At 66.2% G+C, this 25187-nt stretch carries 24 protein-coding genes; 16 read left to right on the top strand and 8 right to left on the bottom strand.

What is annotated here, in order from left to right; genetic code table 11:
- Window positions 1-55 precede the first annotated feature (55 nt).
- From C7C57_RS01335 to C7C57_RS01310, 6 genes are all read left to right on the top strand, one after another.
- The gene (locus tag C7C57_RS01335; RefSeq protein WP_187977309.1) at window positions 56-1012 is read left to right on the top strand and encodes an AraC family transcriptional regulator; all 957 of its coding nucleotides are present in this window, start codon (window positions 56-58) and stop codon (window positions 1010-1012) included.
- A gap of 97 nt (window positions 1013-1109) precedes the next feature.
- Complete coding sequence (locus C7C57_RS01330) at window positions 1110-1520, top strand: hypothetical protein (RefSeq protein ID WP_187977308.1); 411 nt, start codon at window positions 1110-1112, stop codon at window positions 1518-1520.
- A gap of 170 nt (window positions 1521-1690) precedes the next feature.
- Window positions 1691-2341, top strand: a complete 651-nt coding sequence (locus tag C7C57_RS01325) for a TetR/AcrR family transcriptional regulator (protein WP_051701709.1) — start codon at window positions 1691-1693, stop codon at window positions 2339-2341.
- A 35-nt stretch (window positions 2342-2376) separates the two neighbouring features.
- Complete coding sequence (locus C7C57_RS01320; RefSeq protein WP_187977307.1) at window positions 2377-4056, top strand: MDR family MFS transporter; 1680 nt, start codon at window positions 2377-2379, stop codon at window positions 4054-4056.
- Between the two features lie 116 nt (window positions 4057-4172).
- Entirely contained in the window at window positions 4173-5294 is a 1122-nt protein-coding gene (locus C7C57_RS01315; protein ID WP_187977306.1) for a hypothetical protein, read from the top strand.
- Complete coding sequence (locus C7C57_RS01310) at window positions 5266-6096, top strand: hypothetical protein (protein WP_187977305.1); 831 nt, start codon at window positions 5266-5268, stop codon at window positions 6094-6096. The genes C7C57_RS01315 and C7C57_RS01310 overlap by 29 nt, the downstream gene beginning before the upstream one ends.
- A 54-nt stretch (window positions 6097-6150) precedes the next feature.
- Here the strand turns inward: C7C57_RS01310 and C7C57_RS01305 are convergent, their stop codons facing one another.
- From C7C57_RS01305 to C7C57_RS01295, 3 genes are all read right to left on the bottom strand, one after another.
- On the bottom strand, window positions 6151-7197 hold the full coding sequence (locus C7C57_RS01305) for a class I mannose-6-phosphate isomerase (protein ID WP_187977304.1): 1047 nt from the start codon (window positions 7195-7197) through the stop codon (window positions 6151-6153).
- Window positions 7198-7207: 10 nt separating this feature from the next.
- Window positions 7208-9298, bottom strand: a complete 2091-nt coding sequence (locus tag C7C57_RS01300) for a hypothetical protein (RefSeq protein WP_187977303.1) — start codon at window positions 9296-9298, stop codon at window positions 7208-7210.
- A gap of 70 nt (window positions 9299-9368) precedes the next feature.
- Window positions 9369-10418 carry a LacI family DNA-binding transcriptional regulator gene (locus C7C57_RS01295; RefSeq protein ID WP_187977302.1) on the bottom strand — a complete coding sequence of 350 codons (1050 nt, stop codon included), beginning with the start codon at window positions 10416-10418 and terminating at the stop codon, window positions 9369-9371.
- A 423-nt stretch (window positions 10419-10841) separates the two neighbouring features.
- Between C7C57_RS01295 and C7C57_RS01290 the strand changes: the two genes are divergently transcribed.
- The 6 genes from C7C57_RS01290 (at window position 10842) to C7C57_RS01265 (ending at window position 18030) form a co-directional block, all read left to right on the top strand.
- Entirely contained in the window at window positions 10842-11885 is a 1044-nt protein-coding gene (locus C7C57_RS01290) for an NAD(P)-dependent alcohol dehydrogenase (protein WP_187977301.1), read from the top strand.
- Window positions 11882-13327, top strand: coding sequence for a xylulokinase (gene xylB / locus C7C57_RS01285; protein ID WP_187977300.1), 1446 nt, complete (start codon window positions 11882-11884; stop codon window positions 13325-13327). Before C7C57_RS01290 ends, xylB begins: the two co-directional genes overlap by 4 nt.
- A 385-nt stretch (window positions 13328-13712) precedes the next feature.
- Window positions 13713-15032 carry an ABC transporter substrate-binding protein gene (locus C7C57_RS01280; protein ID WP_255505740.1) on the top strand — a complete coding sequence of 440 codons (1320 nt, stop codon included), beginning with the start codon at window positions 13713-13715 and terminating at the stop codon, window positions 15030-15032.
- 7 nt (window positions 15033-15039) lie between these two features.
- Window positions 15040-15945: a carbohydrate ABC transporter permease gene (locus tag C7C57_RS01275; protein WP_030147859.1), complete on the top strand. Its 906-nt coding sequence runs from the start codon at window positions 15040-15042 to the stop codon at window positions 15943-15945.
- Window positions 15946-15949: 4 nt separating this feature from the next.
- Window positions 15950-16843, top strand: a complete 894-nt coding sequence (locus C7C57_RS01270; RefSeq protein WP_187977299.1) for a carbohydrate ABC transporter permease — start codon at window positions 15950-15952, stop codon at window positions 16841-16843.
- Between the two features lie 149 nt (window positions 16844-16992).
- The gene (locus tag C7C57_RS01265; protein ID WP_187977298.1) at window positions 16993-18030 is read left to right on the top strand and encodes an aldose 1-epimerase family protein; all 1038 of its coding nucleotides are present in this window, start codon (window positions 16993-16995) and stop codon (window positions 18028-18030) included.
- On the opposite strand, the gene C7C57_RS01260 is transcribed toward C7C57_RS01265, so the two are convergent.
- The 5 genes from C7C57_RS01260 to C7C57_RS01240 form a co-directional block, all read right to left on the bottom strand.
- Window positions 18027-18566, bottom strand: coding sequence for a hypothetical protein (locus C7C57_RS01260; RefSeq protein WP_187977297.1), 540 nt, complete (start codon window positions 18564-18566; stop codon window positions 18027-18029). The genes C7C57_RS01265 and C7C57_RS01260 overlap by 4 nt on opposite strands.
- Window positions 18563-18907 carry a PadR family transcriptional regulator gene (locus tag C7C57_RS01255; protein ID WP_030147855.1) on the bottom strand — a complete coding sequence of 115 codons (345 nt, stop codon included), beginning with the start codon at window positions 18905-18907 and terminating at the stop codon, window positions 18563-18565. Before C7C57_RS01255 ends, C7C57_RS01260 begins: the two co-directional genes overlap by 4 nt.
- Before the next feature lie 118 nt (window positions 18908-19025).
- A complete protein-coding gene (locus C7C57_RS01250) occupies window positions 19026-19385 on the bottom strand; it encodes a DUF4180 domain-containing protein (RefSeq protein WP_187977296.1) in 360 nt (119 codons plus the stop codon).
- Window positions 19386-19418: 33 nt separating this feature from the next.
- Complete coding sequence (locus C7C57_RS01245; protein ID WP_187977295.1) at window positions 19419-20516, bottom strand: hypothetical protein; 1098 nt, start codon at window positions 20514-20516, stop codon at window positions 19419-19421.
- Window positions 20513-21436, bottom strand: coding sequence for a PD40 domain-containing protein (locus C7C57_RS01240; protein ID WP_187977294.1), 924 nt, complete (start codon window positions 21434-21436; stop codon window positions 20513-20515). Before C7C57_RS01240 ends, C7C57_RS01245 begins: the two co-directional genes overlap by 4 nt.
- Window positions 21437-21546: 110 nt before the next feature.
- On the opposite strand from C7C57_RS01240, the gene C7C57_RS01235 reads away from it, so the two are divergent.
- The 4 genes from C7C57_RS01235 to purQ all read left to right on the top strand — a co-directional run bounded on the left by C7C57_RS01235 (window position 21547) and on the right by purQ (window position 25022).
- Window positions 21547-22434 (top strand): phosphoribosylaminoimidazolesuccinocarboxamide synthase, encoded by an 888-nt coding sequence (locus C7C57_RS01235; protein ID WP_187977293.1) that lies wholly within the window; start codon window positions 21547-21549, stop codon window positions 22432-22434.
- A 141-nt stretch (window positions 22435-22575) separates the two neighbouring features.
- Complete coding sequence (locus C7C57_RS01230) at window positions 22576-23880, top strand: alpha/beta hydrolase (RefSeq protein ID WP_187977292.1); 1305 nt, start codon at window positions 22576-22578, stop codon at window positions 23878-23880.
- Window positions 23881-24066: 186 nt separating this feature from the next.
- Entirely contained in the window at window positions 24067-24324 is a 258-nt protein-coding gene (gene purS, locus C7C57_RS01225; protein WP_187977291.1) for a phosphoribosylformylglycinamidine synthase subunit PurS, read from the top strand.
- On the top strand, window positions 24321-25022 hold the full coding sequence (purQ, locus tag C7C57_RS01220) for a phosphoribosylformylglycinamidine synthase subunit PurQ (protein WP_030147847.1): 702 nt from the start codon (window positions 24321-24323) through the stop codon (window positions 25020-25022). Before purS ends, purQ begins: the two co-directional genes overlap by 4 nt.
- Window positions 25023-25187: the final 165 nt, after the last annotated feature.

Raw genomic sequence — 25187 nt, 5'->3', positions numbered from 1 at the left:
TTATCCGTTCGTCTCATTTACTTGCCGCGAATGCGGCTCTGAGTAGTCTGGATGCATGAGCGCACTCGAAGACGTCCTGTCCCTGGCCGGGGTTCGCGGCAGCCTCACCACCCCGATCAGCGCCGGCAATCGCTGGGGCTTTGAGCTGGATGCGGTTCCCGAGGCGGCCTTCCACGCGATTACCGCGGGGGTCGCCTACCTGTCGGTGCCCGGGCACGAGACGATCCAGATGCTCCCCGGCGATGTGGTGCTCCTCCCCCACGGTTCCGCGCACGTCTTCGCGAGTGACCGCGAAACCACCCCGGTCCACTTCGACCGTTACAACCACGTGCGCTCGCGCACCCCCGGCGAGGCCCTCGAGGCCGGCAGCGCGCCGCGCTCGACCAACGTCCTGTGCGCGTTTTACATCCACAACCTCACCACCAGCACGGCGCTGTTTGAGCTGCTGCCCGAGGTCATCTACATTCCCGCGAACCCCCAGGGGAGCGCGATCATCGAGGTGACAAAGCTGCTGGCCCAGGAGGTGGCACGGCCGGGAATGGCCACCAACACGATCATCGATCGACTGATCGACGTGCTGCTGATTCACATCCTGCGCGAGTGGATCGCCACCACCGAGTTCACCCGGGCCTCCTGGCTGCGTGGACTGACCGACCCGGTGGTCGCGACCGCCCTCAACGCGATCCACGCCGAACCCGCCCGCGAGTGGAACCTCGATACCCTGGCCGAAGAGGCACGTGTTTCACGTGCAACGCTCAGCCGCCGTTTTTCCGCGCTGGTCGGGCAGTCCCCCGGCGCCTATCTGGTGTCCTGGCGAATGGATCTCGCCGCCCAGCAGCTCCGCGAAACCGACGAACGGATCGCGAGCATCGCCCACCGCGTGGGCTATACGTCGGAGTTTGCCTTCTCCCGCGCCTTCACGCGCGCCTTCGAGCTGGCACCGCGCGCGTATCGCGAGGCGAACAGACTCCCCGCCCGGCCCGCACCTTCGGCCGCCCCGAAGGAGCACTGACCGCATGCAGCCCCGGAACCGCTTTCGCACCACGTCGACGTTTCTCTCACCACTCGTGTTGACCCTGGTTGCCCTTCTGATGCTCGCAGGCGCGAGCATGTTCGTCTATCTCCTGACCGCCCAGGGGCTCTCGTCCGGCGAATGGATTCTGTCCTCGGTCGTCCTCGTTGTGGTCACCGCGGTCCTGACCGGGTGCCTGCTCAGCCACCATCGCATCGAAATCGGCGACGACAACGTGCGGCTGATCTGGTTCCCCCTGTATGTCAAGACCATCCCTGCGAACCAGCTTCGCTCGGTTGCCTCGGAGACCGTGAATCCCTGGCACACCGGCCTCGGCCTGCGTCTGCTCGGCGGAGGCACTCTGGGACTCATTAATCGCGGCGGCCCCGCCCTCTCGATCCACACCGAGTCGGGTGCGCGCTACCTGGTCGCGGTCCCGGTCGAGGAGGAGCGGGCCGAGATCACACGGCGTATCTCTACCCTCATCAAGGCATCGTCCACATCCTGAACCCTCGGAAGCACACCCCTCGCAGCAACCTCTCAGCTACTTAATTTCGCCCGGAATGACGCGGCTCTCGGGTCGCCGGGAAGCCGCACAAAACGGGTGTCAGCCACACCGGATTGCACAAAGCGTGCAGTCTCTGCATAATTAACTTCTCTGCACGAAGAAGGTTAGTTATGTATTTCCCCGCCGCCGGTGTTCCCGAGTCCGAACTGGGACTGCGCGAACGTAAGCGCTTGGCCACCGAACGCACAATCGAACGCGCGGCCCTCGATCTCGCCCAGGAACACGGGTATGAGGGCGTCACCGTGGAGATGATCTGCGAGTCCGCCATGGTCTCCCCGCGCACGTTTTTCAACTACTTCGGTTCGAAGGAGGGCGTGTTCCTCGGACACACCCCGCCCCGCCCGACCCCCGAGATGATCGACTGGTTTGTCAACGAGCGGCCCAGCACCACGCTGCTCGACCTGGTTGAGCTGTTCCGCCGGATGATGAGCACCCGCAACCGCACCGACCCCGCAGCGATGCGCGAGCGCCGGGCACTCATCCACTCCACCCCGGACCTCGCGGTGCGCGAATTCGCGCGGATGGCCGAGGCCGAAACCGAACTCACGGCCCTGCTGCAGCGGCGGCGCGACGCCGTCGGTGCCGAAGGTTCCGACGTCTTCCCCGATGAGCCCCGCGTGGTGGTGCTGCTCGCCTTCGCGATCATGCATCCGGCCATGCACCGCTGGCTCGAAGACCCCGACGGGGCACCCCAGGAAGAGCTCATCGCAGACTCGCTCCAGATGATCCGACGGATCATCGACGAGCCCACACACTCCTAATTCCCCCACTCACACACGGATCAGAAACACACCTCATGTCTATTCCCTCAGCGGCTGCCACCCCCACCAGGCGCAGCATTCTTCTCGTATTTGCGGGGCTCATGGTCACCATGCTGCTCTCCTCGCTTGACCAGACCATCTTCTCCACCGCGCTGCCCACCATCGTGGGCGAGCTCGACGGTGTGGACCACATGCTCTGGGTCACCACCGCCTACATCCTGGCGTCCACCATCATGCTGCCGGTCTACGGCAAGCTCGGCGACCTAATCGGCCGTAAGGGCCTGTTCATCGGCGCGATCGCGCTGTTCATCGTCGGTTCCATCGTCGGTGGCCTCGCCCCCGACATGACCTGGCTGATCACCGGTCGTGCGATCCAGGGCCTCGGTGGTGGTGGTCTGATGATCCTCTCCCAGGCGATCATCGCCGACGTGGTCCCCGCCCGCGAGCGTGGCCGTTACATGGGAATCATGGGTGGTGTGTTCGCGCTGAGTTCGGTGGCCGGACCGCTGCTGGGTGGCTGGTTCACCGAGAGCATCGGCTGGCGCTGGGCCTTCTGGATGAACATTCCGCTGGGTATCCTGGCGATCGCCTCGGCCGTCGCATTCCTGCGTCTGCCCAAGCACACCGGTGCCCGTCCGAAGCTCGACGTGGCCGGCATGCTGTTTATCGCCCTGGCTTCGACCTGCCTCGTGCTGGTCACCACCTGGGGTGGCACCACCTATGACTGGAACTCCCCGGTCATCATCAGCCTGATCATCGGTGCCATCGTCACCGCCGTCGCCTTCGTGATGGTCGAGCGCCGCGCCGCCGAGCCGATCATGCCGCTGCACCTGTTCCGCGACCGTAACTTCAACCTCTCCACCGGAGCGGGTCTGATCATCGGTATCGCCATGTTTGGTGCGATGGCCTACCTGCCGACCTATCTGCAGATGGTCACCGGCGCCGACGCCACCCAGGCCGGCTTCCTGATGATCCCGATGATGGCCGCGCTGCTGATCTCCTCGATCGGTTCGGGTCAGATCGTCAGCCGCACCGGCAAGTACAAGATGTTCCCGATCATCGGTACCGCACTGGTTGCGCTCTCGCTGGTCCTGCTGTCCACGATGACCGCCGGCATGCAGGTGTGGATCATCTGCGCCTACCTGGCCATCATGGGTCTGGGCCTCGGCCTGAACATGCAGATCCTGGTGCTGATCGTGCAGAACTCGTTCCCGCTGGCCCAGGTGGGTACCGCGACCGCCGCGAACAACTACTTCCGTCAGATCGGTGCCTCGATCGGTTCCGCCGTCGTGGGTAGCCTCTTCGTGGCCCGCCTGCGCGACCTCTTCGCCGAGCGGATGCCTCAGCAGCCCGGCGGCGGGAGCTCCGGCGGCGACAGCAACTCGCTGACCCCGGCCGTGGTCAAGGCCCTCCCCAAGGAGGTGCGCGACATCATCATCGGCGCCTACAACGACGCACTGACCCCGGTGTTCCTGTACATGGTTCCGCTGGTGATCCTCGGCATCGTGCTGCTGCTCTTCATCAAGGAGAAGCCGCTGGCCACCTCGCTTGAGCGAGCCAAGCAGGGCCCGGACTCCGCGCCAGCTACCGGTTCCATCTCGGTGGACTCGGTCACCGTGGCCGCCGGTTCCGTGGTGGGTGCCGACACCGGTTCGATCCCCGTGATCGCCCCGGACAAGCCCACCGGCCCGGGCCCGCAGGGCGCGCAGCGCTAACCCGCCCGCACCATAAAACCCCGGGCCGATCGGTGAACGATCGGCCCGGGGTTTTTGTGTGTGACTAGGCGCTCAGCTTCCGTCTCTTCCGTTCGTCTCAATATTCAGTTAAATAAATGTTTCCGCCGCGTACGGAACATGCCTATTATCTGAACATGGAGAAAGTAAGTGAACGCGCGGAGACAGATATCGTCGGGGACGCCATAGCGCAGCTCCGCAAACGTCTGCCCGGAGAGTGGCTCCTCACCAAGACGGCTGCACCCCTCACCGTTTCCCGCAAGGATTCGGCGTTCACCCTGCGCTCCCCCGATGGGGTCGAGGCTCCAATCTCGGTAAACGCAAAGCGGCTCATCGAGGTACGAGATGTTCCCCGAATCAGGGAACAGTTCGACCTGCTACGGGCAAAACAACCAACATCAATTGGTCTGGTCGCGGCCAGATATCTCGCAAAATCCACTCGGGAGCGACTCACCGAGGCCGGGTTGTCCTACGTTGATGCCACCGGGAACCTTTTTTTACGCGCAGATTCGCCCGCGGTTTTTCTCTCCGACCGAGGCGCTGATAGCGATCCCTGGCGTGGACCAGGCCGACCAAGGGGCACACTTTCGGGTGGCCCCGCGGCCATGGTCGTCCGAACCCTACTCGATGCTCCCGGTCCCTGGAAAATCAGCGAACTAGTGCGGGCCTCGGCAACCTCGACAGGTTCCGTATATCGAGTCATCGAATTTTTGGAAGCCGAGGCGCTGGTACGCCGACAAGACGGGTTCATTGCGGTTCCCGACTGGCCCGCACTCCTGCGCCGATGGAGCGAGGACTACCAGTTCCTGCGCACCAATACGGTCACCCGGTGGATCGCACCGCGCGGAATCGAGGCGTTTCTCGACCGGGTTCGCCAGACCGAGGGCCCGAACTTTGCCGTCACCGGCTCGGTTGCCGCGGCCACCTGGGCACCCTACGCTCCCGTGCGCGCCGCCATGTTGTACACCACAGACATAGATGCCTCGGCCGCCGCGTGGGGGCTGCGCCCGACCGATACCGGTGCCAACGTCATGCTGGCCCGTCCGGCTTACGGGGTATCTCTCAGCCAAACGATCGAACGTCCTGATGGGCTGAGGGTTGCGGCCCCAACCCAGGTGGCCGCCGACCTGATGACCGGGCCCGGACGGGCACCCGCGGAGGCCGAAGCTCTCGTGGAATGGATGACGGCGCATGAAGGGATCTGGCGACTCCGGAGTTGACCTCCTCGTGCGCGCCCGCTCGGTGCTCCTTGATGCGCTCGATGCGCTGTGGGATCACCGCGACGCCATCATCGTGATCGGCGCGCAGGCCGTGTACCTGCGCACGGGAGGAATCGACGTGGCGCTCGCCGAGGCCACAAAAGACAGCGACGTCGCGGTGGATCCTCGGCACCTTGCCTCGGATCCTCGCCTGGAAGCCGCCATGAGAATGGCGGGGTTTTTCCCTTCGGCAACCGCCCAGCCCGGATCGTGGGTGAACGCCGAGGGTATTCCCGTCGATCTGATGGTGCCCGAGGACCTGGCGGGACCGGGTTCTCGCGGCGCTCGTATCCCTCCCCACGATGTGCGGGCGACCCGACGTGCACGCGGTCTCGAAGCTGCGCTCGTTGATTGTGACGAAATGGAGGTGACGGCCCTCGACCCTCATGATTCTCGAGTTCGGAGGGTCAGGGTCGCCGGTGCGGCCGCCCTGCTGGTGGCGAAGCTTCACAAGATCGGCGAGCGCGTGGCCACCCCCGGTCGACTCAACGATAAGGATGCGCACGACGCCTACCGCGTACTTCGGGCCGTGGAAACCGCGGATCTGAGCGCCGTTTTTACTCGGCTTCTCGCCGATGACCTCAGCAACTCGGCAACTCGGGAGGCGCTGGAATACCTGTCGGACCTCTTTGCTCCCGGCCCAGAAGCCATTGGATCGATGATGGCGGGACGGGCCGAGGAAGTGGTGGGTGAGCCCGCCCAGGTTTCTGCCGCGGTCGCGATTCTCTCCGAGGATTTGTTAACCGCCCTCGGCTTGCCCTAACCACAAAACCCCGGGCCGATCGTTCATCGATCGGCCCGGGGTTTTTATGTGTGACTAGGCGCGCGGGGGCAGTGCGCGGATAACCTCGAGCTGGCCGGTCAGGGTGACCGCGCCGAGGCCGTGCGGGACCAGGACGGTCATGCCGCGGCGCAGATCCAGCGAGCCGGCGGCGCTCTCCAGCGAGCCTGAGCCATCCACGATCACCAGGATCGAGAACGAGGCTTCAAGCTCTCGGGAACCGGCCACGGTGAAGCGTTCGGCCCCGAAGAACTCGTCGGCCACCGCCGGGAACAGCGAGCTTCCACCGCCGGCCAGCGCGCGGGTGCTCTTGAGCACCGCGAGCTGTTCGGGGTCCCACGCGCGACGATCCAGACCGCCGATGGCCGTGTCGAGGTCCAGCCCGAGCAGGGCATCCGCCGGGCCGAGACCCCGGAAGCCCTGATATTCGAGCAGGATCGACAGGTCGCTGGGCTGCTGCAACTCCACCAGGGTGATGCCCGCGCTGATGCCGTGGGCAAGGCCCGCGGGAACCAACAGGGTGTCGCCCACGGCGAGCGGAATGCGGTTCATCGCACCGAGCATGCTCTCCACGTCCTGAGCCTGTGCCCAGTGCGCGGCCTCGGCCTCGGATACCTCGCGGTTGAACCCGAGGTGCGCGTGACCCTCCACACCATCGGCCACACCGATGATCGCCCACGCCTCGGTCTTGCCCAGCGGCGTGTGCAGCTGGGTCTGGGCGAAGGCGTTGTCTGGGTGATAGTGGACAAAGAGTCGCTCGGCGGTATCCAGCAGCTTGACCAGCAGCATCGTGCGGGCGCCGAAGCGGCGCACGTGCTCCTCGCCAAGGAACCCGATCGGGTCCGCGATGACGGCGTCACGCAGCAGCGAACCGTCATCGAGCCGCGAGAGTCCGATCCCGCCGCCCGCGTGAACCTCGGTGACCGAGGCTACGAAGTCCTCGGGGGTGAACTCGCTCGCCGGGGCCTCCGTCCCGCGGAAAGCGGCGATGCCGGCCCCTCCGCGGTACGGACGCTCATCGGGCTGATGCGCGCCAAACACGATGGGTGAGTACACCCGGGGCGCAACAAGTACCTGTGACATCTCGGATCGCCTAGTTGAAGCGAACGATGGCGTAGGCGTTGAACACCGGCAGGGTCACAGAGGCGACTCCGTCGGTGACGGTGACCGGGAGGGTCACCGGCTCGGCACCGGGCTCGAAGAACACGGCCGAGGTGAAGGACTCCTCGGTGCGCAGACCCACGGTGAAGTCCGGGCGGGAGACGATCAGATCGCTCTCATCCACGTAGTCGAAGTTCACCAGGTGCAGCGCGGTTCCGCCATCGGCGAGCACGTGCACGCTCGCGGCGGCCTTCTCGCCCAGGTCGCCGAGGACCTCCAGCGGGGTTTCGGCGGCGATCTTCTCGAAGCCGTCCACGATCACGGTTCCCGCGTGCTCCAGCACCTCGGCGGCGACCTCGGAGGCCAGCTCGGTGGCATAGGCACCGTTGACAACCACGCGGCCACCGGCGTTGAGGAAGGTCACCAACAGCGCGTGCTGACCGGCGGAGATGTTCCAGGCATCGGGTACCACCACGGTCGAATAGGTGGCGAGCTGGGCGTCGGTCACATCGGTGGCACGCAGCTCCTCATCCGGCAGCACGATGGTGTCAAAGACCCGGGCGCTGCGGCTGAGGTGCTCAACCGTCTGCCAGTAGGAGGCGGGGCGGGCGTCGCGGGCCTTGACCGGCTCGAACCAGCGACCGTCGTCGCTGAACTGGTCGGAATCGATGGTGTCGCGGGCGATCGAAGCTACCGAGTAGATCACCGCGGTCTGGTGCTTGGATACGTTCGAGGTGACCTCGTCGATCGAGACCAGGAACTGGCCCACCTCCACCGCGAGCTCCTTGGGCACCCAGTAGGAGTCCTTCACCTCGGTGCCGAGCCAGGAGCCATAGGGCAGCGACATGTTGGCACCCATCGCGCTGGCCTCGTAGATCGAGAGGCGGAACAGGTCCCGACCCTTACCGAGCTGAATCTGACGCAGCAGGTCCTCGGTCACGCCGCCGTAGGGGTTTTCGACCGCGACAAGCGGCTTGCCTCGGCTGAGGCCCACACCGTGACGGTAGTACCAGGGCTGCTGGTAGCGGGTTTCGCGCATCTCGGTGACCAGCACGTCCACGTGGTCCACCATCGCGTCATAGTAGGGGGCGCAGTCGTAGAAGTTTCCGGCCACGCGCACGGTCTTACCCACCTCGGCGGCGTATTCCTTGACGTAGCTGGCCATCTCGCGGAAGGTCTTGGCGATCTCGAACTGCTGGAAACGGCTGTAGTGCTCGTACAGCGGCAGCGCCTGCGGCGCGGTTCCGGCCTTGAAGCCCTGGGCCAACAGCCATTCGCGGTAGTCGAAGGTGTCCAGGTCGACCCCGGCGAGTTCCTCGGGGGTCTCGGGGAGGGTCTTGATGTAGGCGCGCAGGCCCTTGACGCAGTCCTTGCAGAAGCAGCCGCCGTAGCGCAGCGCGAGCAGCGGCACGTCGGTCTCGTCCAGCTGAATTCCGGGGGCCCCGGCGTCGATCTGGATGCGGATGACCGCCTTCAGGTATTCGCGCCAGACCGGGTTGTTGCGGTCGGCGAGGTAGCAGACCTGCTTCTTATCGTCGATCTCGACCCAGTGGGCGCGCAGCGGGTTACCCTCGAGGTCGCGGGAGACAACCTCCTCCCAGAGGTCCACCACCTGCTCGCCGTCGGAGTTCACCAGTCCCTCGGGGAAGTAGTGGCGGAAGGGCTTCCAGGAGGAGGGACCGGTGTCGGTGGAGAATTCACGCAGACCGATGGTCGACTCGGGCGCAACACCGCGCACCTTATTCTGAGCGAGGACCTCTCCGTCCACGATCTCGGCCGGGAACTCCCAGGCCTGAGCCTCAAAAATAATGCCGAACAGGTCGATGTTGCGATCCTTGGCGTGGGCCACAAATTCGGAGTCGTTCACATACCCGTGCTGACGGAACCGCGCGGGGATGTGCCCGAAGGCCTCCTCCTCGAGGTAGGGCAGGCTGATCGAGCCACCACCGAGGCCGGCCCACACGAGCATCGTGCCACCCATCTCGGCAATGTCATCGACCATGGTGAGCCGCCGCGGGGGCATGCTCGGGTGTGTGCAGTACTCGTTCGGATACCATCCGTCGAAGTAAATACCGCGTTCCATAATCAGGCTCTTTCTCCCACGTCAGCGGGGGCTATCAATTTCTTGGGGGAGCACCCGCCCGCCGGCCCGGCTATGCCGGTGCGGACGAGTGCAACGGCCGTGCGCTGCGACGCAGCACCATCTCGGTTTTGACCGTTTGCGGTTGCACCTTCTCGCCGTCGGCGGCAAGAACCATGCGGGTTGCGGACTGCCCCATCTGCCAGGCGGGCTGTGCCACCACGGTGATCGGGGGTTCCACAAGATTGGCCCAGGGGACATCGTCAAACATCACCAGGGAAATGTCGTCGGGGACGCTCAGTCCGCGATCACGGATCGCGGTGAGGGCGGCCTCGCCGAGCACGTTGTTGGTGGCGACCAGGGCGGTGGGCGGCACCGGGTTTTCCAGCAGGCGCAGGGCGCTGGCGTAGGCGGTGTCGCGGGTGAACCGGGTGCGAACCACCAGGTCCTCCTCGACCGCTACGCCCACATCGAGGTGTGCCTGACGGTATCCGGCCTCGCGCTGACCACCACTGGTCAGCTCCGAGGGTCCACCGAGGTAGCCAATCCGGCTGTGCCCGAGGGCCAGCAGGTATTCGGTCAGCCGGCGGGCACCGGCCTCGTTATCCACGACGATCGAGGGGATGTCCAGATCCGGTAGTTCCCGGTCGGCAAAGACGATGTTGATGCCGAGATCGCGGGCGCTGCGCCAGGAGTCCAGGTTGTGCCCGGTGGGGAACGCGATAATGCCATCCACCCGCTGTTCCACCAGCAGGTCGATATATTCGCGTTCGGTTTCGGGTTCCTCGCCGCTCGCGCAGAGGATCACGTGCCGGCCCTGCTCCTTGGCGGTGGCCAGCACCCCCTGCGCGAATTCGCCGTAGAAGTTGTTGGAGATGTCGGTCACGATCAGGCCGATGTTGTTGGTGGTGCGCCGCTTCAGGTCCCGGCCGAGCGCGCTCGGTCGGAAGTTCAGTTCGCGGGCTGCCGCCTCGATCTTTTCGCGGGTGGCCGGGGCCACGCTGCCGACGTTGGAGAACACTCGGGATACGGTGCCCAGGCCCACGCCCGCCGCCAAAGCGACATCACGCATTGTGGTCTGCTTGCCACCGTTTTCCCGGCGTCCGCCGGTTGCATTACTCATTACTCTGCCCTCTTCCAAGAACCCTGGCCACGCGAAAACGCGGCAGGAATCAGCGGCCCACTCGCGGGGATGCGAAGCGGGCGTGGTTCCTGGATACCAGATGCTTCCCGGGTACGAGCCAGAGGCGGCACCGGTGCGTCACCGATCGATACGATCATGAGCCCTGGCCTCCTCTCCGAGATCTGAGCTGGAATTGTTGGATACGTTTCCAATCAGGAGCCTAAGCCCGGTTTGTTTTGATTGTCAATTCCGAGTTTCCTGAGAATTTCCGCGTATTCGCGGGGATTATGCGAATTTCAATTCGGAGTTGACAGAAAAAATATTGTGAGTGACACTGGAACCGATTCCATTTCACCTAGATCTCGGGTGGCTTCCCCGGCCGCCTCGATTGGCCGCATAGTCGCGGCCGGAAGGGTTCCCCTCATGAACTCGTCACTCCCCACCGAAATGCGAGCGAGCGTGCTGCACGCCGCCAATGATGTGCGCCTGGAAACCCGCGCCCTGCCCGCGGTGGAGGCCGGTCAGGTCCTCGTCAAAATCGCCGCCGTGGGCGTCTGCGGATCCGATGTCCACTACTTCCACGAGGGCCGCATCGGCTCCTTCATCGTGGATGCCCCGATGATCCTCGGCCACGAATCGGCCGGAACCATCGTCGCCGTGGGCGCGGGCGTCGCCGCCGACCGCATCGGCGAGCGCGTCTCGATCGAACCCCAGCGTGCCTGCCGTCGCTGCGAGCAGTGTAAGCGCGGCCGCTACAACCTGTGTCCGGACATGGAGTTCTACGCAACTCCGCCGATCGACGGTGCCTTTGCCGAGTACGCCGTGATTGAGGCCGACTACGCGTTCGCGATCCCCGACACCATGAGCTTCGAGGCCGCCGCGCTGTGCGAGCCCCTTTCGGTGGGCATCTGGTCCAACCAGAAGGCGGGTGTGGGACCGGGATCCTCGGTCCTGATCGCCGGGGCTGGCCCGATCGGCATCATCATCGCCCAGGTGGCCCGCGCCTTCGGCGCGACCTCGATTATCGTGAGCGACCCGGTGGCCGAGCGCCGCGAGGTGGCGCTGCGGTTCGGGGCGACCGAGGTTATCGACCCGATCGCCCAGGACATTGCGAGCCTGAACCTCGGCGTGGATGCCTTCATCGACGCCTCGGGGGCCGAGCCCGCGATCCGCGCCGGAATCTTCGCCGTCGCCCCCGCCGGATCGGTGGTCCTGGTCGGGATGGGCGCGGATGATCAGCGCCTGCCGGTCTCGCGGATCCAGAACCTGGAACTCAACGTCACCGGCGTCTTCCGCTATGCGAACACCTGGCCGCTGGCCATCGAGCTGGCCTCGACCGGCGCGGTGGACCTCGACGATCTGGTCACCTCCCGCTTCGACCTCGACGGCGTCACCGAGGCGCTGGCAGCCGCAACCCACCCCGAGACCCTCAAGGTCATCGTGGCCCCGGGGGCCGGTACCCGATGAGCACCCTGGTTGCCGGGGTCGACTCATCCACCCAGAGCTGCAAGGTTGTGATCCGCGACCTGGAAACCGGCGCGCTGGTCCGTTCCGGGCGCGCGGATCACCCCGCGGGCACCGAGGTCGACCCGGCCCACTGGTGGGACGCACTGCGCCGGGCGGTTGCCGCGGCCGGTGGACTCACCGACGTGGCCGCACTCTCGGTGGGTGGGCAGCAGCACGGGCTGGTTGCCCTGGACGCCGAGGGTCGCGTGATTCGCGACGCCCTGCTCTGGAACGACACCCGCAGCGCCCAGGCAGCCCTGGATCTGATTGCGGAGATCGGGGCCGAGGCCTATGCCGAGCGCACCGGAATCCTTCCGGTGGCCTCGATCACCGCGACCAAGCTGCGCTGGCTCCGCGATCACGAGCCCGAAAACGCCGCCCGCGTTGCCGCGGTGGCGCTCCCCCACGACTGGCTGACCTGGCGTCTGGCCGGATTCGGGCCCGAGGGCGAGAGTCCGCTGGGACCCGACCTGTCCGCGCTGCGCACCGACCGCTCCGATGCCAGCGGCACCGGGTACTGGTCGGCCGCCACCGAGGACTACGACCGGGATCTGCTGATCGCCGCACTCGGCCACGACGCGATCCTGCCGATCGTGCTGGGCCCGGGCGAATCCGCGGGCAGCACCGTCGCACACGCCGAGATCCCCGCGGGGATTGTGCTCGGACCCGGTGCGGGCGACAACGCGGCGGCGGCCCTGGGCCTCGGCCTGGAGCCCGGAGACGTGGCCATTTCGCTGGGCACCAGCGGCACCGTCTTCGCCCAAACCGCGGTCGGCACCGCCGATGCCACCGGCATCGTGGCGGGGTTTGCCGACGCGACCGGCGGGCACCTCCCCCTGGTGTGCACCCTGAACGCCGCCCGGGTACTGGATGTCACGGCCAGCCTGCTCGGCGTGGATCATGCCGAGCTCTCCCGCCTGGCGCTGGCGGCCCCCGCCGGGGCCGACGGCCTCACCCTGGTGCCCTATTTTGAGGGCGAGCGCACCCCCAACCACCCCGATGCCACCGCGACCCTGTCGGGGATGACGCTGGGCTCCACGACCCGCGAAGGCCTGGCCCGTGCGGCAATCGAGGGCATGCTCGGTGCCCTGGCCGACGGCTTTGACGCACTGGTGGAGCGCTCGGGAATCACCCCGGCCCGGGTCCTGCTGATCGGCGGTGCCGCGCAGAGCGAGGCCGTGCAGCGGATTGCCGCATCGATCTTCTCCGCCCCGGTGCTGATCCCCGAACCCGGCGAGTACGTGGCCGCCGGTGCCACCGCGCAGGCGGCCTGGGCCCTCACCGGCTCGCGTCCCGCCTGGCCCGCCGCCCCCGCCGTCCGCGTGGATGGTGAGGCCCTCCCGGAATTGCGCACGCAGTACGCGCGTGCCGCCCGGCGTTACACCGAAGAGAAGGAGGAATAGCCCCCACAACGCCTGTTCCACCCCGTTCCATCAATCGACTGGGAAAATTGCGCCAATATTGCGCTAAAGTCCCAGAAATTTGCAGGTAATGAGCGCATTCTGGGTTTGACAGAATGCCGTCAATCGGATTAGTCTTTCGATTGGAAACGTATCCAACTTTTTGTTCCACAGCTCGACACACAATGAGGTGACCGACGATTGTCGGACCGCTCCCCCACCACAAGTGGCCGGTCCCACACTCCGAACAAGCCTCACGGTGCCAGCCCGAAACCGAACGACTGAGTCGTCGTCTCGATCCCGGGCAAGCGAACCCCCTTCGCTCCCCGCCGGTGCAACGTTGCACCGTACCGGCACACCCCCTTCCTTTTCCCCCAAGGAGATTCTCGTGAAGAATTCCGCCCCCACCCGTACCTCGCCTCGAAAGCGCGCAGTGCTGCGCGCCTCGGTGCTCGGCCTCGTCGCCGCGCTCAGCGTCGGCCTGGCAGCCTGCAGCACCGGGCCCTCCGGCTCCTCCGGGCTCAGCGCCTGGAGCACCACGGCCGACCGCCCCTACGTCGAGCCCTCGATCAAGGACTGGAACGCCGCTCACCCGGACGACCAGATCAAGGACAACTACTTCGGCACCAACGACTTCAAGGACAAGATCCGCACCGCGGTCTCCTCCGACCAGGCTCCGACCCTCGTCTATAATTGGGGCGGCGGCACGCTGAAGTCCTACGTCAAGGCCGGGCTCGTGCGCGACCTGACCTCGGACCTCTCGGGCAAGACCGACTGGACCCAGAAGATCGTTCCCTCCGTTGCCCAGGCCGGCGTCGTGGACGGCAAGACCTACGCGGTGCCGATGAGCGCAACCGCGCCGGTGGTCCTGTACTTCAACAAGGACGTCCTGAAGAAGGCGGGCGTCGAAGCCCCGCAGACCTGGGATGAACTGATCGCCTCGATCCCCAAGTTCAAGGCGGCCGGTGTGGCCCCGATCTCCCTCGGTGGCGGCAGCAAGTGGCCGTACCTGATGTGGATCGAATACCTGGTTGACCGCATCGGCGGCCCCGAGGTCTTCCAGAACATCGTGGACAACAAGCCCGATGCCTGGTCCGACCCCGCCGTGATCAAGGCCGGCGAGATGATCCGTCAGCTCGTGGACGCCGGCGGATTCGCCGACGGCTACGCCTCGGTCTCCGCCGACACCAACGCCGACCTGGCGCTCATGGTCACCGGCCGCGCCGGCATGCTGCTGCAGGGTTCCTGGGCATACTCGGGCATCAAGGACATCGACCCCAAGTTCGAGTCCGACGGCAAGCTCGGCTACGCCGCCTTCCCCGCGGTGGATGGCGGCAAGGGCGACCCCAAGTCGCTCGCCGGTAACCCCTCGGTGTACTGGTCGATCTCGGCCAAGGCCACCGATGCCCAGGCCAAGAAGGCCCTGGACTACATCACCTCCGACGTGTGGAACGACAGCTACGTCAAGACCATGACCGACGCCGGGAACATCCCCCCGCTGACCGATGCGGCCACCAAGGTTAAGGGCGACTTCGCCACCACCCTGAGCGGCATGGTCTCCGAGGCGCCGAGCTTCCAGCAGTCCTGGGACCTCGCGCTGTCCCCGGCAGCCTCGGCGGCACTGTGGACCCAGCTGGACCTGCTCTTTGGTGGCACCAGCACCCCGAAGCAGTTCTCCGACAACATGAACAAGACCCTCGGCAAGTAGTAGAACAATGACAAAAACACGGAACGGTGGGGCCGGCGTCGAAAACGCCTCCGCCCCGAGCACCTGGCTGGTAGCCCCGGCCCTGATCCTCTTCCTCGTCTTCGCGATCATTCCCCTCGCGGTGGCACTCGGACTGAGCTTTACGAGTTGGGATGGCCTCACCGCTCCGGTGTTCAACGGCGTGGCTAACTGGATTCGCAAGCTTGGCGATCCGGTGACCTATAACGCGCTGTGGCTCAGCTTCCAGGTGATCATCTTCTCCTGGATCGTGCAGACCCCGATCAGTCTGCTGATCGGTGTGTTCACCGCCGGCAAGCAGCGCTACCGCGCGGTGCTCTCGGCGCTGTACTTCCTGCCGCTGATCCTCTCCTCCGCCGCGATCGCCATCGCATTCAAGGCACTGCTGGATCCCAACTATGGCCTCGGCCAGTCCCTGGGTATCCCGCTGCTGTCCCAGGACTGGCTGGGTAACCCGCACCTGGTGCTGTACGTGGTGATCTTCGTGATCGCCTGGCAGTTCATCCCCTTCCACTCGCTGCTGTACCAGGCCGGTGCGCGCCAGATTCCGCCGTCGCTGTATGAGGCGGCCCAGCTGGATGGTGCGGGACGGGTGCGTCAGTTCTTCAGCATCACTGTCCCGCAGCTCAAGAACACCATCGTGACCTCCTCGACCCTGATGGTGGTGGGCTCGCTCACCTACTTCGACATCGTCTACGTGCTCACCCAGGGTGGGCCGGGATACGCGACCCGGCTGTTGCCGCTCGATATGTACCTGACCGGGTTCACCGCGAGCGACCTCGGTGGAGCCAGCGTGCTAGCGGTCCTGCTGGTGGTCATCGGACTGCTGCTTGCCCTCGCACTCACCAAGTTCTCCGGCTTCAACCGGATGAACAGCCAGCAGGAAGGGGCGTAAGCACATGTCCACCCACACCCCCACGCGTCCCCGGAACCGCACGGCTGCGCCGCAGCCGGCCGCCACCCCGAAGCGTCGCAGCCACCAGCGTCGTAACTACATCGGCGGCCTGGCCGGTTGGATCTGGCTGGCGATCATCATCGTCCCGGTGTACTACATCCTGATCACCAGCATCACCGCTCAGGGCCAGTACTACACCCGCAACCCGCTGCTGCCCCCGACCGATCCGACCTTTGAGGCATTCGGCCTGGTGGTGGGCTCGGGCTTCGGCCGCTACTTCGTGAACAGCATCATCGTGACCCTGACGACCGTGGTGATCACCGTCGCGGTGAGCCTGCTGGCCGCCTACGTCATCGTGCGCTCGCGCAAGAAGTTTGTGAAGGCCACCTACTCGCTGTTCCTGCTGGGGCTGGCGATTCCGCTGCAGGCCACGATTATCCCGCTGTTTTTCATGTTGGGACGGGTCGGCCTGTACGACACCCTGGCCGGCATCATCCTGCCCTCGATCGCGTTTGCGATTCCGGTGACGGTGCTGATCCTAGTGAACTTCATCCGCGATATCCCCGGCGAGCTGTTTGAGTCGATGCGGATGGACGGCGCGACCCACGGCACGATCCTGCGCCAGCTGGTGCTGCCGCTGGCTCGCCCGGCCATCGCCTCGGTCCTGATCTACGACGCGCTGAACGTCTGGAACGGATTCCTGCTGCCGCTGGTGCTGACCCAGAGCGAGGAGAACCGGGTGCTGCCGCTGGCACTGTGGAACTTCCAGGGTCAGTTCAGTGTCAACGTGCCGGCCACCCTGGCGGCCGTGGTCCTCTCGGCCCTGCCGATCCTGGTGCTCTACCTGGTGGCTCGTCGCCAGCTGGTGAGCGGTCTGACCGCGGGCGCCGGAAAGTAGTATCGCCCTCCCCGGGAAGCGGGACGGAACCCTCGGGTTCCGTCCCGCTTTTTGTGTCTCTCCCGAGATTTTCGGCCGGGTGCGACAGGATGGGGAGAGATCGGGCCACTCACCGTCTTGGCCCTCCACGAACACGGGAGTTCAGGGATTTGACCACCGCACACACCTATGGCGTTCCGGCCGAACAGATTCGCCGGTTTACCGGCCGGGCCGAGCAGCTGGCCCGCATCGATTCGTTTGTGGAGGCCAACGGTCCCGGGGCCGGATCGCGGCGGATTGCGCTGGACACCGGCGGCGGGCTGAGCGTGGACCTGCACCCCGATCGCGCCCTGGATGTGGGCCGGGTGAGCTTTGCCGGAGTTCCGGTGGCCTGGCTCTCCCCCACCGGAATCGGATCCCCCGCCGCCTATGACGGGCAGGGCGAGAACTTCCTGCGCACCTTCGGCGGCGGGCTGCTGGCCACCTGCGGGATGGACACGTTTGGTCCGCCCAGCACCGATCAGGGCCGCGACTTCGGCACCCACGGACGCTTTGGCGCGACTCCGGCCACCCTGGAAACGGTGCGGGTGCGCGGTGGCAAACTCACGGTGATCGGGACCATGCGTCAGGCCACCGTGTTCGGGGAGAATATCGAGGTGCGGCGGAAGATCACCGCCCGGGTGGGCGGCTGCACGCTGCGGATCACCGATCAGGTGACCAACCTCGGCGACACCGATCAGCCGCATATGGTGCTGTATCACGCGAACTTCGGCTGGCCGCTGCTGAGCCCCGAAAGCACCCTGGACATTGCCGCCGATGAGCGGATCGGGATCGACGAGCACGCGCGTGCCGAGATGGACATCTGGAACCAGTTCCACGCGCCGGTGGCCGATATCCCCGAGCGAGTGTACCGGCACGTGCCGCCCGCCGCCGAGGCGAGCGGCTGGAGTAGAGCCCGCCTGACCAACCCCAACATCGGCATCAGCGCCGAGATCCGCTTTGACCGAGCCACCCTGGGCAACCTCTACCAGTGGAAGATGCTCGGCGAGGGCACCTACGTGCTGGGCCTCGAACCCTCCAACTGCGCCACCATCGCCGGCCGCGCCGCCGCCCGCGAGGCCGGCACCCTGCCGATCCTGAAGCCCGGTGAAACCGTGCGTCACCGCATCGAATTCGCCTTCGCGCGCGAGGGCTCGGCGGAGGCCTAGTCTTCGGGGTAGCCGAACCCGGGAACGCCCGGGTTGATGTCGTTTCCCGTTGGTGGGAAAAACAGCAGCAGATACACGGCCACCAGGATCAGCGGTACGAGCGCGAGTCCCAGCGCGAGCCAGGTATATCGGCGGTTGGCACCGGGCGCACGGACATGCACGATCGACATGATGATCGTGATGAGCGCCAGAGGTAGGGCAACCAGCGGCGACGCCAGCATGAGCGCGATGCTGCCGCAGGCGAGGACCAGGGCACCGGTGGCGAGGCGATCGGGTTTGGGTACCACCGAGGCGGGCTGCTGCGGACCGGACGAGGGACTGGCCGCACCGGCAATGGCGCTCGGTGGGCCCAGCTCGGCGAGGACACGCCTGGTCGCCTCCGGTGAGTTATCTTCGGCGAGCGCATCGCTCACATGGCGCTCGATGGCGGCCAGCGTCTCGGCACGTTCGCGCGGGTCGGCACCGGCCAACGCGAGGTCAAGTTCCCGCAAATACGCGGCCACCAGCGGACGGTCAATGGCAGATTCCCCGGTCATACTGATTCCCCTCCTAGTACGGTTTCAACGTCCTGATTGAACCGGCCCCACACCAGTTCAAAGGCTTCGAGCGCCCGAGTCCCCGACGGAGACAGCCGGTAGTACTGCCGCGGCGGGCCGCTACTGGATTCCTCCCAGTACGTCTCCACCCGGTCCTGTTTCTTGAGCCTCGAAAGCAGCGGGTACAGCGTGCCGGCGTTGGCAAACAGTGCCCGATGCGGTGCGAGCCGCTGCGCGAGCTCGAGCCCGTAGGCAGGTCCACCCCGCAGACAGGCGAGCACGCAGTACTCCAACACGCCCTTACGCAGCTGGACCAGAACGGCCTCGGTTTCCTCCGACATGCTGAGAGCGTAGCAGGTATCACACACTGTTAGGTACTAATTAATAATAGTGACCGCCCGAACGGCAACACACATCCGCGCCCGGCACATAATCGGGCGCGAAGGAACCGAGGCTGGTCTAGCCGCGCAGGCGCTCGCGCAGGGCGTCGAGGGTCGGCTCGAACCACACCTGGGTGCCGCGGTTGGACTCCCAGACGAAGTCTCGCAGCGGAGCGCTGGCGGCGGTCTCGGCATCGATATTGCCGATGATTGCGACCGGGGTGCGATAGTTCACCAGCTTCTGCAGGAACTCCCCGGCCACCCCCGAAGCCAGGCGGAAGAACTCGGGATCGAGGCGTTCGCGCGGGACCGCGACCAGGGTCACGCTCTGTCCCCAGAGCGAGCCGATCAGTTCGGCCATGCCGTCCGGGGTCGTCACATACTCTCCGGTTTCGGGCAGCACCATCACGCGGTGCTGGGCGATCTCCTCGATACTCATGCCTCCAGGCTAGCGAATCTGCGCGGCCGAACACTAGCCGATCGGGTAGGCCACGTAGGCAAACCGGGTCGAATCCGGCGACCAGCCGTTGACGTTCGTGGTGCCCTGCCCACCAAACAGGCGGGCCACCGTGCGTGCCTCGGCCGCGTCCGGGGTGCCCAGGCGCAGCTCCACCTCGAGGTTTTCCGGGTGGCCCAGCGTGCCCGCGGGATACGACAGCCACAGCAGGTGCTCCCCGTTCGGCGAGGGGTGCGGGAACCAGTTGACCCGCTCGTCGTTGGTGAGCTGATGTGCCACCGGTAGGACAAACTCCCGCCCGGATCCATCGGCCAGGCTCGCCACGGTGTCCGCCGGAAGCTCCCCCACCAGCCGAGGCAGCGCGCAGTCCTCCACGTGCTCGATCGCCCGCAGCAGCGGGAAGGCGGATTCACCGAGGATCTCGACAATCGAGAGCGGGGAGGTCGGGTCCTTGACCTCACCCAGCGTGCCCTGCACGTCCGCGGCAGACATCCGGTGCAGCTGCGCGTGACCGGGGGCCGATCCCTCGGGTTCGGCATTGAAGTACAGCGACCCGTCGGGTCCGAACTCAGCTCCGTCTTCGGGCCGGGCGGCGGCACTGAGCGGGATCAGGGCGCCGTCGGCGATCCGCACCAGCGCCACGCGGAACCGCGCAAACTCGGGGGTATTGGGGCCGTGAGGGAAGCTCAGCCCCACGATCGAGAGCAGGGTGCCACCGGCGTTGATGCCGTGCAGGTAGTGCTTCACCAGGCCGTCATCATCCCGGGTGATCTGGGTGGGGGTGCCACCGGCGATGGGGATCGCATAGAGGTGCCCGTTCTTCGCGGTGGCGTAGATGGTGCCGCCATCCGGGGAGAGCACATGATCGTTGTTGAGGTCGCCGCGGTTGCCGGTGGGAATCACCTCGGGGGAACCCTCGCCACTCAGCGGGACCCGGACCAGCCCGCCCTCGTGGTTGAGCACCAGGAAGGTCCCGTCCGGATGCCAGTTCGGGGCCTCCAAGAGGTCGGTCTCCGAGGCAAAAACCAGGGAGTCGGTGCCGGTGGTCACGTCATAGACGCGCACCTCGGTACGCTGGCCAGGCAGCAGGGTGCGCCAAATCGGGGTGGTCATCGGTTCGTCTCCTCGGTCAGGGGATAGGCAACGTAGGCGAAGCGGGTCGAATCCGGGGCCCAGCTGTGCACGTTGATCGTGCCCTGCCCGCCAAACAGCGACACCACGGTGCGGGTGTGGGCGGGATCCAGCTCGGGGGTACTGAGGCGCAGTTCTACCGGGAGGTTCGCCGGATGTCCCAGGGTCCCGGCGGGGTAGCTCAGGTACACCAGACGGGTGCCGTCCGGGGAGATATGCGGGAACCAGTTCACACGCTCATCGAAGGTCAGCTGGGTAATGTTGGACCCATCTCTATCCATCCGGAACAGCTGCGAGTGCCCGGGGATCGTGGAGGCTCGCTCGGAGTTGAAGTACACGTATGCTCCGCTCGGATCGTATTCGGATCCATCGTGCGGGGCCGCGGCCGTGGTCAGCGCGTCAATCGCGCCGGTGGCCACATCCGCGATGAGGACGTTGTAGTCCTCGATCCCCCGGGCGGGCAGGGAACCGATAAACGCGAGCGTCCGTCCATCCGGGGAGATGCCGTGCAGGTAGTGCATCGGGACGCCGTCACCCGGGTGGGTCACCCGCCGTGCCGGCCCGCCGGGCAGCGGAACCTCGTAGAGGTGGCCGTCCTCGGAGGACGCATAGAGGAACCGACCATCCGCCGAAAGCACGTGGTCATTATTGGAATCGGTGAGCTCCCCGGTGTCCAGCCGTTCGAGTTCGCCGCCGGTGGGCGCGATCCGATACAGCAGGCCGTCGCGGTTGAGGATCAGCCAGTCGCCGTCCACGCTCCAGTTCGGGGCCTCGATCACGGCCGCATTTTCGCGGTAAACAAGCTCGTCCAGGCCCGAGTCCACGTGGAAAATACGCAGCTCGGCGCGCTGCCCGGGCAGGAGTTGTCGCCAGGAGGACGAGGAGGTCACGGGAGTGCTCATGCATCGACCCTACTCCGCGGAAGCCTGCCGCGCAGGTAGCCCGCGGTGGGACCGCTGAGCGAATTCCCGGCCCGGTTTTTGAGACACGCCCGATACCCCATAATGGAGGCGTGAGCGAATATGCAGAGCTGCCCGGATGGACCCACTTCTACTCCGGGAAGGTGCGCGACCTCTACCGTCCCGCGGGCCTTGCCGAAGGCGCGCCCGCGCCCGAAATCCTGGTGGTTGCCAGCGACCGCGTGAGCGCGTTTGACCACGTCCTCTCCCCCGGAATCCCGGACAAGGGTGAGCTGCTCACCTCCCTGAGCAACTGGTGGTTTGAGCGGCTGGACTTCGTGCCCAACCACCTGCTGCCGCTGGGCGATGACCTGCCCGCGCCGGTGGCCGCCCGCGCGATGCGCGCCAAGTCGCTGGACATGTTCCCGATCGAGGCCGTGGTGCGCGGCTACCTCACCGGTTCCGGCTGGGCCGAGTATCAGGCGAGCCAGAGCGTATGCGGCATCCCGCTGCCCGCGGGTCTGCAAAACGGTGACCGCCTGCCCGAGCCCCTCTATACCCCGGCGTTCAAGGCACAGCTGGGCGAGCACGACGAGAACATCACTTTCGAGCGCAGCATCGAGCTGGTGGGCCTCGAGGACGCCACCGCCCTGCGCGATCTGTCGCTGGAGATTTTCGGCCGGGCCTCGGCCATCGCCGAGGAGCGCGGGGTGATCCTCGCCGACACCAAGTTTGAGTTCGGTCGCGACCCCGAGACCGGGGCGATCACCATCGCCGATGAGGTCCTGACCTCCGATTCCTCCCGCTACTGGGACGCCGACATCTACGCATCCGAGACCGATCCGGCCGCGCGGATGGCGAGCTTCGATAAGCAGATCGTGCGCGACTGGCTCGCGGCCAACTGGGACAAGACCGGCACCCCGCCCGAGCTGCCCCTCGACATTCGCGAGCGCACCGCCGCCCGCTACCGCGAGCTGCTGGAGCGTCTGCGCGGGGCCTAGCCGCCCGAGCCGCGTCCTCCACAACCCGGGATCTTCCCCAGAGATCCCGGGTTTTGTGTTGATGCCCTGTTCCGGCCGGTTCCGGATCGCTACCCTGGAGCACAGGGCCGCGCGGGGGTGCGGCCGGAAGGAGGGATGCGGATGCCACTGGATCCGTACTTTGAGCGTCAGCTTCGAGAAAACCGAGCCGGGACGATCACCGAGATTCGACAGCGAATAGCCGCGGTCATCCGGGCACTTCCCCCGCGCGCGCTGACCGGGCTGCTCACGCTGCCCGCGCGGCTGCGCAGTCTTCGCGCCGGGCGAAACGCGAGTCCCGGCGAAACTCTCGGCACCGATCCCGGGTCGCGCCGCGCCGGAGGCCACCACCACCACTCATCCGCACCTGCCCCGGCGGAAATCAGCGACGGAGAGGAAGAGTTCGAGGATCCCTGCACCAGCGCGAACCCCGCCCCCGAAGATTCCGCGCCGGAGGCCACCACACACTGGCGGGAGATCACGCCGACCAGCGCCCTCGACGCCTTCACCGCCGCCAAGGCCCACCGGGTGCCACGCGGCACCCCCGCCTGGGAGGAGCGCAACGCGCTGCTCTGGGACCGCAAACTTCACGGACGGGTCGGGCTCGACGGGCCCGACCTCACCACGCGCGAGTTTGTGATCCCCGTTCCCGGGTTCCCCGAGGTCCGCGTGCGCCTCTACCTGCCCGATACCCCGGCACCCAAAACCGGGTTTCCGGCGGTACTGGCGTTTTTTGGCGGGGCCTTTCACGTGGGCGGAATCGACTACACCAGCGTGGATGCGGGTTTTCGCCGGCGCACCCGGGATGCCCGCGTCGCCTACCTCGCGGTGGACTATGCCCGCGCGCCCGGCAGCCGCTTCCCGACCCCGGTGGAGCAGGGCTATGCGGCACTCGACTGGCTGTTTGCCCGGGCATCGGAGCTGGGTCTGGATCCGAACCGGATCGGGATCACCGGTGCATCCTCGGGGGGAAACATTGCCGCCGCGGTGACCCTGGCCAACCGCGCCCGGGCGGCCCATCCGCTGCGCCTCCAGCTGCTGGAGGTGCCGAGCCTGGATCTCACTGGTTCCCACATCGACCTGCGCCCACTGCGCGAGATGCGGGTCCCGAAATTCCTGGTCGCCCGCGAACTGCGCGCAATCCGCTCACGCTATCTTGCCCATCCCGATCAGGCACGCACGCAGCTGGCCTCGCCCCTGCTCGCCGTGGACCTGGCCGGGCTTCCCACCGCCCACATCCTGATCTCCGAGTACGACACCCTCCGCGGAGACGGTGCCGCCTATGCCCGGGCACTGCGTGAGGCCGGAGTCTCGGCGAGCGCAATCGAGTTTCAGGGGGCCACCCACGACGCGGGTATGTACACGGCGGTGGTTCCGCTCGCCAAGCACTGGCACCTGCATGCGGTCGCGATTCTGCGCACGCTCTAGGCCGAAGACGCGGGGCAAAACACCGACCGAGCCACACGCATTTTCGGCCCGATTGTGAGGGTGACCGGCCCCCGAAAACATGCGGCATCGTTCGGAGTGTCATGCGCTCCGGCCGGTGGCAAATTTCTGGTGAATCGCCCACTAGACTGAATGCGTATCCGCCCCCTGACTCACCGGGAGACACTGGTGCCAAAAATCATCGTAGAAGTAATGCCGAAGGCCGACCTGCTGGACCCGCAGGGTAAGGCCGTGGCCGGAGCGCTTGGCCGTCTGGGCCACTCCACCATCACCGACGTGCGCATCGGCAAGCGCTTCGAGCTCACCGTCGAGGGTGAGGTCACCGAGCAGATTCTCGCCGACGTCGCCACCCTCGCCGACGAGATCTTCTCCAACCAGGTCATCGAGGATGTCACCAGCATCCGCGTGGAAGAGGCCCAGGCATGACCCACCGGATCGGTGTGGTCACCTTCCCCGGTTCGCTGGATGATCGCGACGCTCAGCGCGCGATCCGTATCGCCGGTGCCGAGCCGGTAGCCCTCTGGCATGCCGACCACGACCTGCAGGGTGTGGACGCGATCGTCCTGCCCGGCGGGTTCAGCTACGGCGACTACCTGCGTGCGGGTGCGATTGCCGCCCGGGCACCGATCATGACCGAGGTAATCTCGGCGGCGAACGCCGGAATGCCGGTACTGGGTATCTGCAACGGTTTCCAGATGCTGACCGAGGCGCACCTGCTGCCCGGCGGCCTGATCCGCAACGAAAAGGGTAACTTCATTCGTCGCGACCAGGGCCTGATCGTGGAGTCCACCGACACCGCCTGGTCCAACGCGTTCACCCAGGGGCAGGAAATTGTCATCCCGCTGAAGAACGGTGAGGGCGGCTTCATCGCCTCGAACGAGGAGCTTGACCGGCTGGAGGGCGAGGGCCGCGTGGTCTTCCGCTATTCCGGGGTCAACCCCAACGGCTCGATGCGCGACATCGCCGGCATCAGCAACGCCGCGGGCAACGTGGTGGGCCTGATGCCGCACCCCGAGCACGCGGTGGAGCCCGGCTTCGGCCCGGACACCGCGGACGCCATGCGTTCGGGGACCGACGGCCTGGGCTTCTTCGCCTCGGCTCTCACAGCCCTGCTGGCGGTCTAACCGTCACACACCTTCGGCCCGCCCGGATTCGCTGATGCGAGTCCCGGCGGGCCGTCGTGTTTCCGCCTAAGCAGGTCCGGCAGGCCTTCGCGCTTTCGCTGCTGCGATTCGGGCGGGACATCCCACTCTCGCCTACCCGAGCCCGGCGGGCCGTCCTATTTGGCC

The organism is Mycetocola sp. JXN-3 (genome assembly GCF_014522285.1).
Lineage (GTDB): Bacteria > Actinomycetota > Actinomycetes > Actinomycetales > Microbacteriaceae > Mycetocola > Mycetocola saprophilus.
This window is presented reverse-complemented; position numbering and strand designations above follow the sequence as displayed.

Excerpts from the sequence above, each read along its gene's own strand:
- C7C57_RS01335 (WP_187977309.1), top strand. The coding sequence starts at position 56 with ATGAGCGCACTCGAAGACGTCCTGTCCCTGGCCGGGGTTCGCGGCAGC.
- C7C57_RS01330 (WP_187977308.1), top strand. The coding sequence starts at position 1,110 with ATGTTCGTCTATCTCCTGACCGCCCAGGGGCTCTCGTCCGGCGAATGG.
- C7C57_RS01325 (WP_051701709.1), top strand. The coding sequence starts at position 1,691 with ATGTATTTCCCCGCCGCCGGTGTTCCCGAGTCCGAACTGGGACTGCGC.
- C7C57_RS01320 (WP_187977307.1), top strand. The coding sequence starts at position 2,377 with ATGTCTATTCCCTCAGCGGCTGCCACCCCCACCAGGCGCAGCATTCTT.
- C7C57_RS01315 (WP_187977306.1), top strand. The coding sequence starts at position 4,173 with ATGTTTCCGCCGCGTACGGAACATGCCTATTATCTGAACATGGAGAAA.
- C7C57_RS01310 (WP_187977305.1), top strand. The coding sequence starts at position 5,266 with ATGAAGGGATCTGGCGACTCCGGAGTTGACCTCCTCGTGCGCGCCCGC.
- C7C57_RS01305 (WP_187977304.1), bottom strand. The coding sequence starts at position 7,197 with ATGTCACAGGTACTTGTTGCGCCCCGGGTGTACTCACCCATCGTGTTT.
- C7C57_RS01300 (WP_187977303.1), bottom strand. The coding sequence starts at position 9,298 with ATGGAACGCGGTATTTACTTCGACGGATGGTATCCGAACGAGTACTGC.
- C7C57_RS01295 (WP_187977302.1), bottom strand. The coding sequence starts at position 10,418 with ATGAGTAATGCAACCGGCGGACGCCGGGAAAACGGTGGCAAGCAGACC.
- C7C57_RS01290 (WP_187977301.1), top strand. The coding sequence starts at position 10,842 with ATGAACTCGTCACTCCCCACCGAAATGCGAGCGAGCGTGCTGCACGCC.
- xylB (WP_187977300.1), top strand. The coding sequence starts at position 11,882 with ATGAGCACCCTGGTTGCCGGGGTCGACTCATCCACCCAGAGCTGCAAG.
- C7C57_RS01275 (WP_030147859.1), top strand. The coding sequence starts at position 15,040 with ATGACAAAAACACGGAACGGTGGGGCCGGCGTCGAAAACGCCTCCGCC.
- C7C57_RS01270 (WP_187977299.1), top strand. The coding sequence starts at position 15,950 with ATGTCCACCCACACCCCCACGCGTCCCCGGAACCGCACGGCTGCGCCG.
- C7C57_RS01260 (WP_187977297.1), bottom strand. The coding sequence starts at position 18,566 with ATGACCGGGGAATCTGCCATTGACCGTCCGCTGGTGGCCGCGTATTTG.
- C7C57_RS01255 (WP_030147855.1), bottom strand. The coding sequence starts at position 18,907 with ATGTCGGAGGAAACCGAGGCCGTTCTGGTCCAGCTGCGTAAGGGCGTG.
- C7C57_RS01250 (WP_187977296.1), bottom strand. The coding sequence starts at position 19,385 with ATGAGTATCGAGGAGATCGCCCAGCACCGCGTGATGGTGCTGCCCGAA.
- C7C57_RS01245 (WP_187977295.1), bottom strand. The coding sequence starts at position 20,516 with ATGACCACCCCGATTTGGCGCACCCTGCTGCCTGGCCAGCGTACCGAG.
- C7C57_RS01240 (WP_187977294.1), bottom strand. The coding sequence starts at position 21,436 with ATGAGCACTCCCGTGACCTCCTCGTCCTCCTGGCGACAACTCCTGCCC.
- C7C57_RS01230 (WP_187977292.1), top strand. The coding sequence starts at position 22,576 with ATGCCACTGGATCCGTACTTTGAGCGTCAGCTTCGAGAAAACCGAGCC.
- purQ (WP_030147847.1), top strand. The coding sequence starts at position 24,321 with ATGACCCACCGGATCGGTGTGGTCACCTTCCCCGGTTCGCTGGATGAT.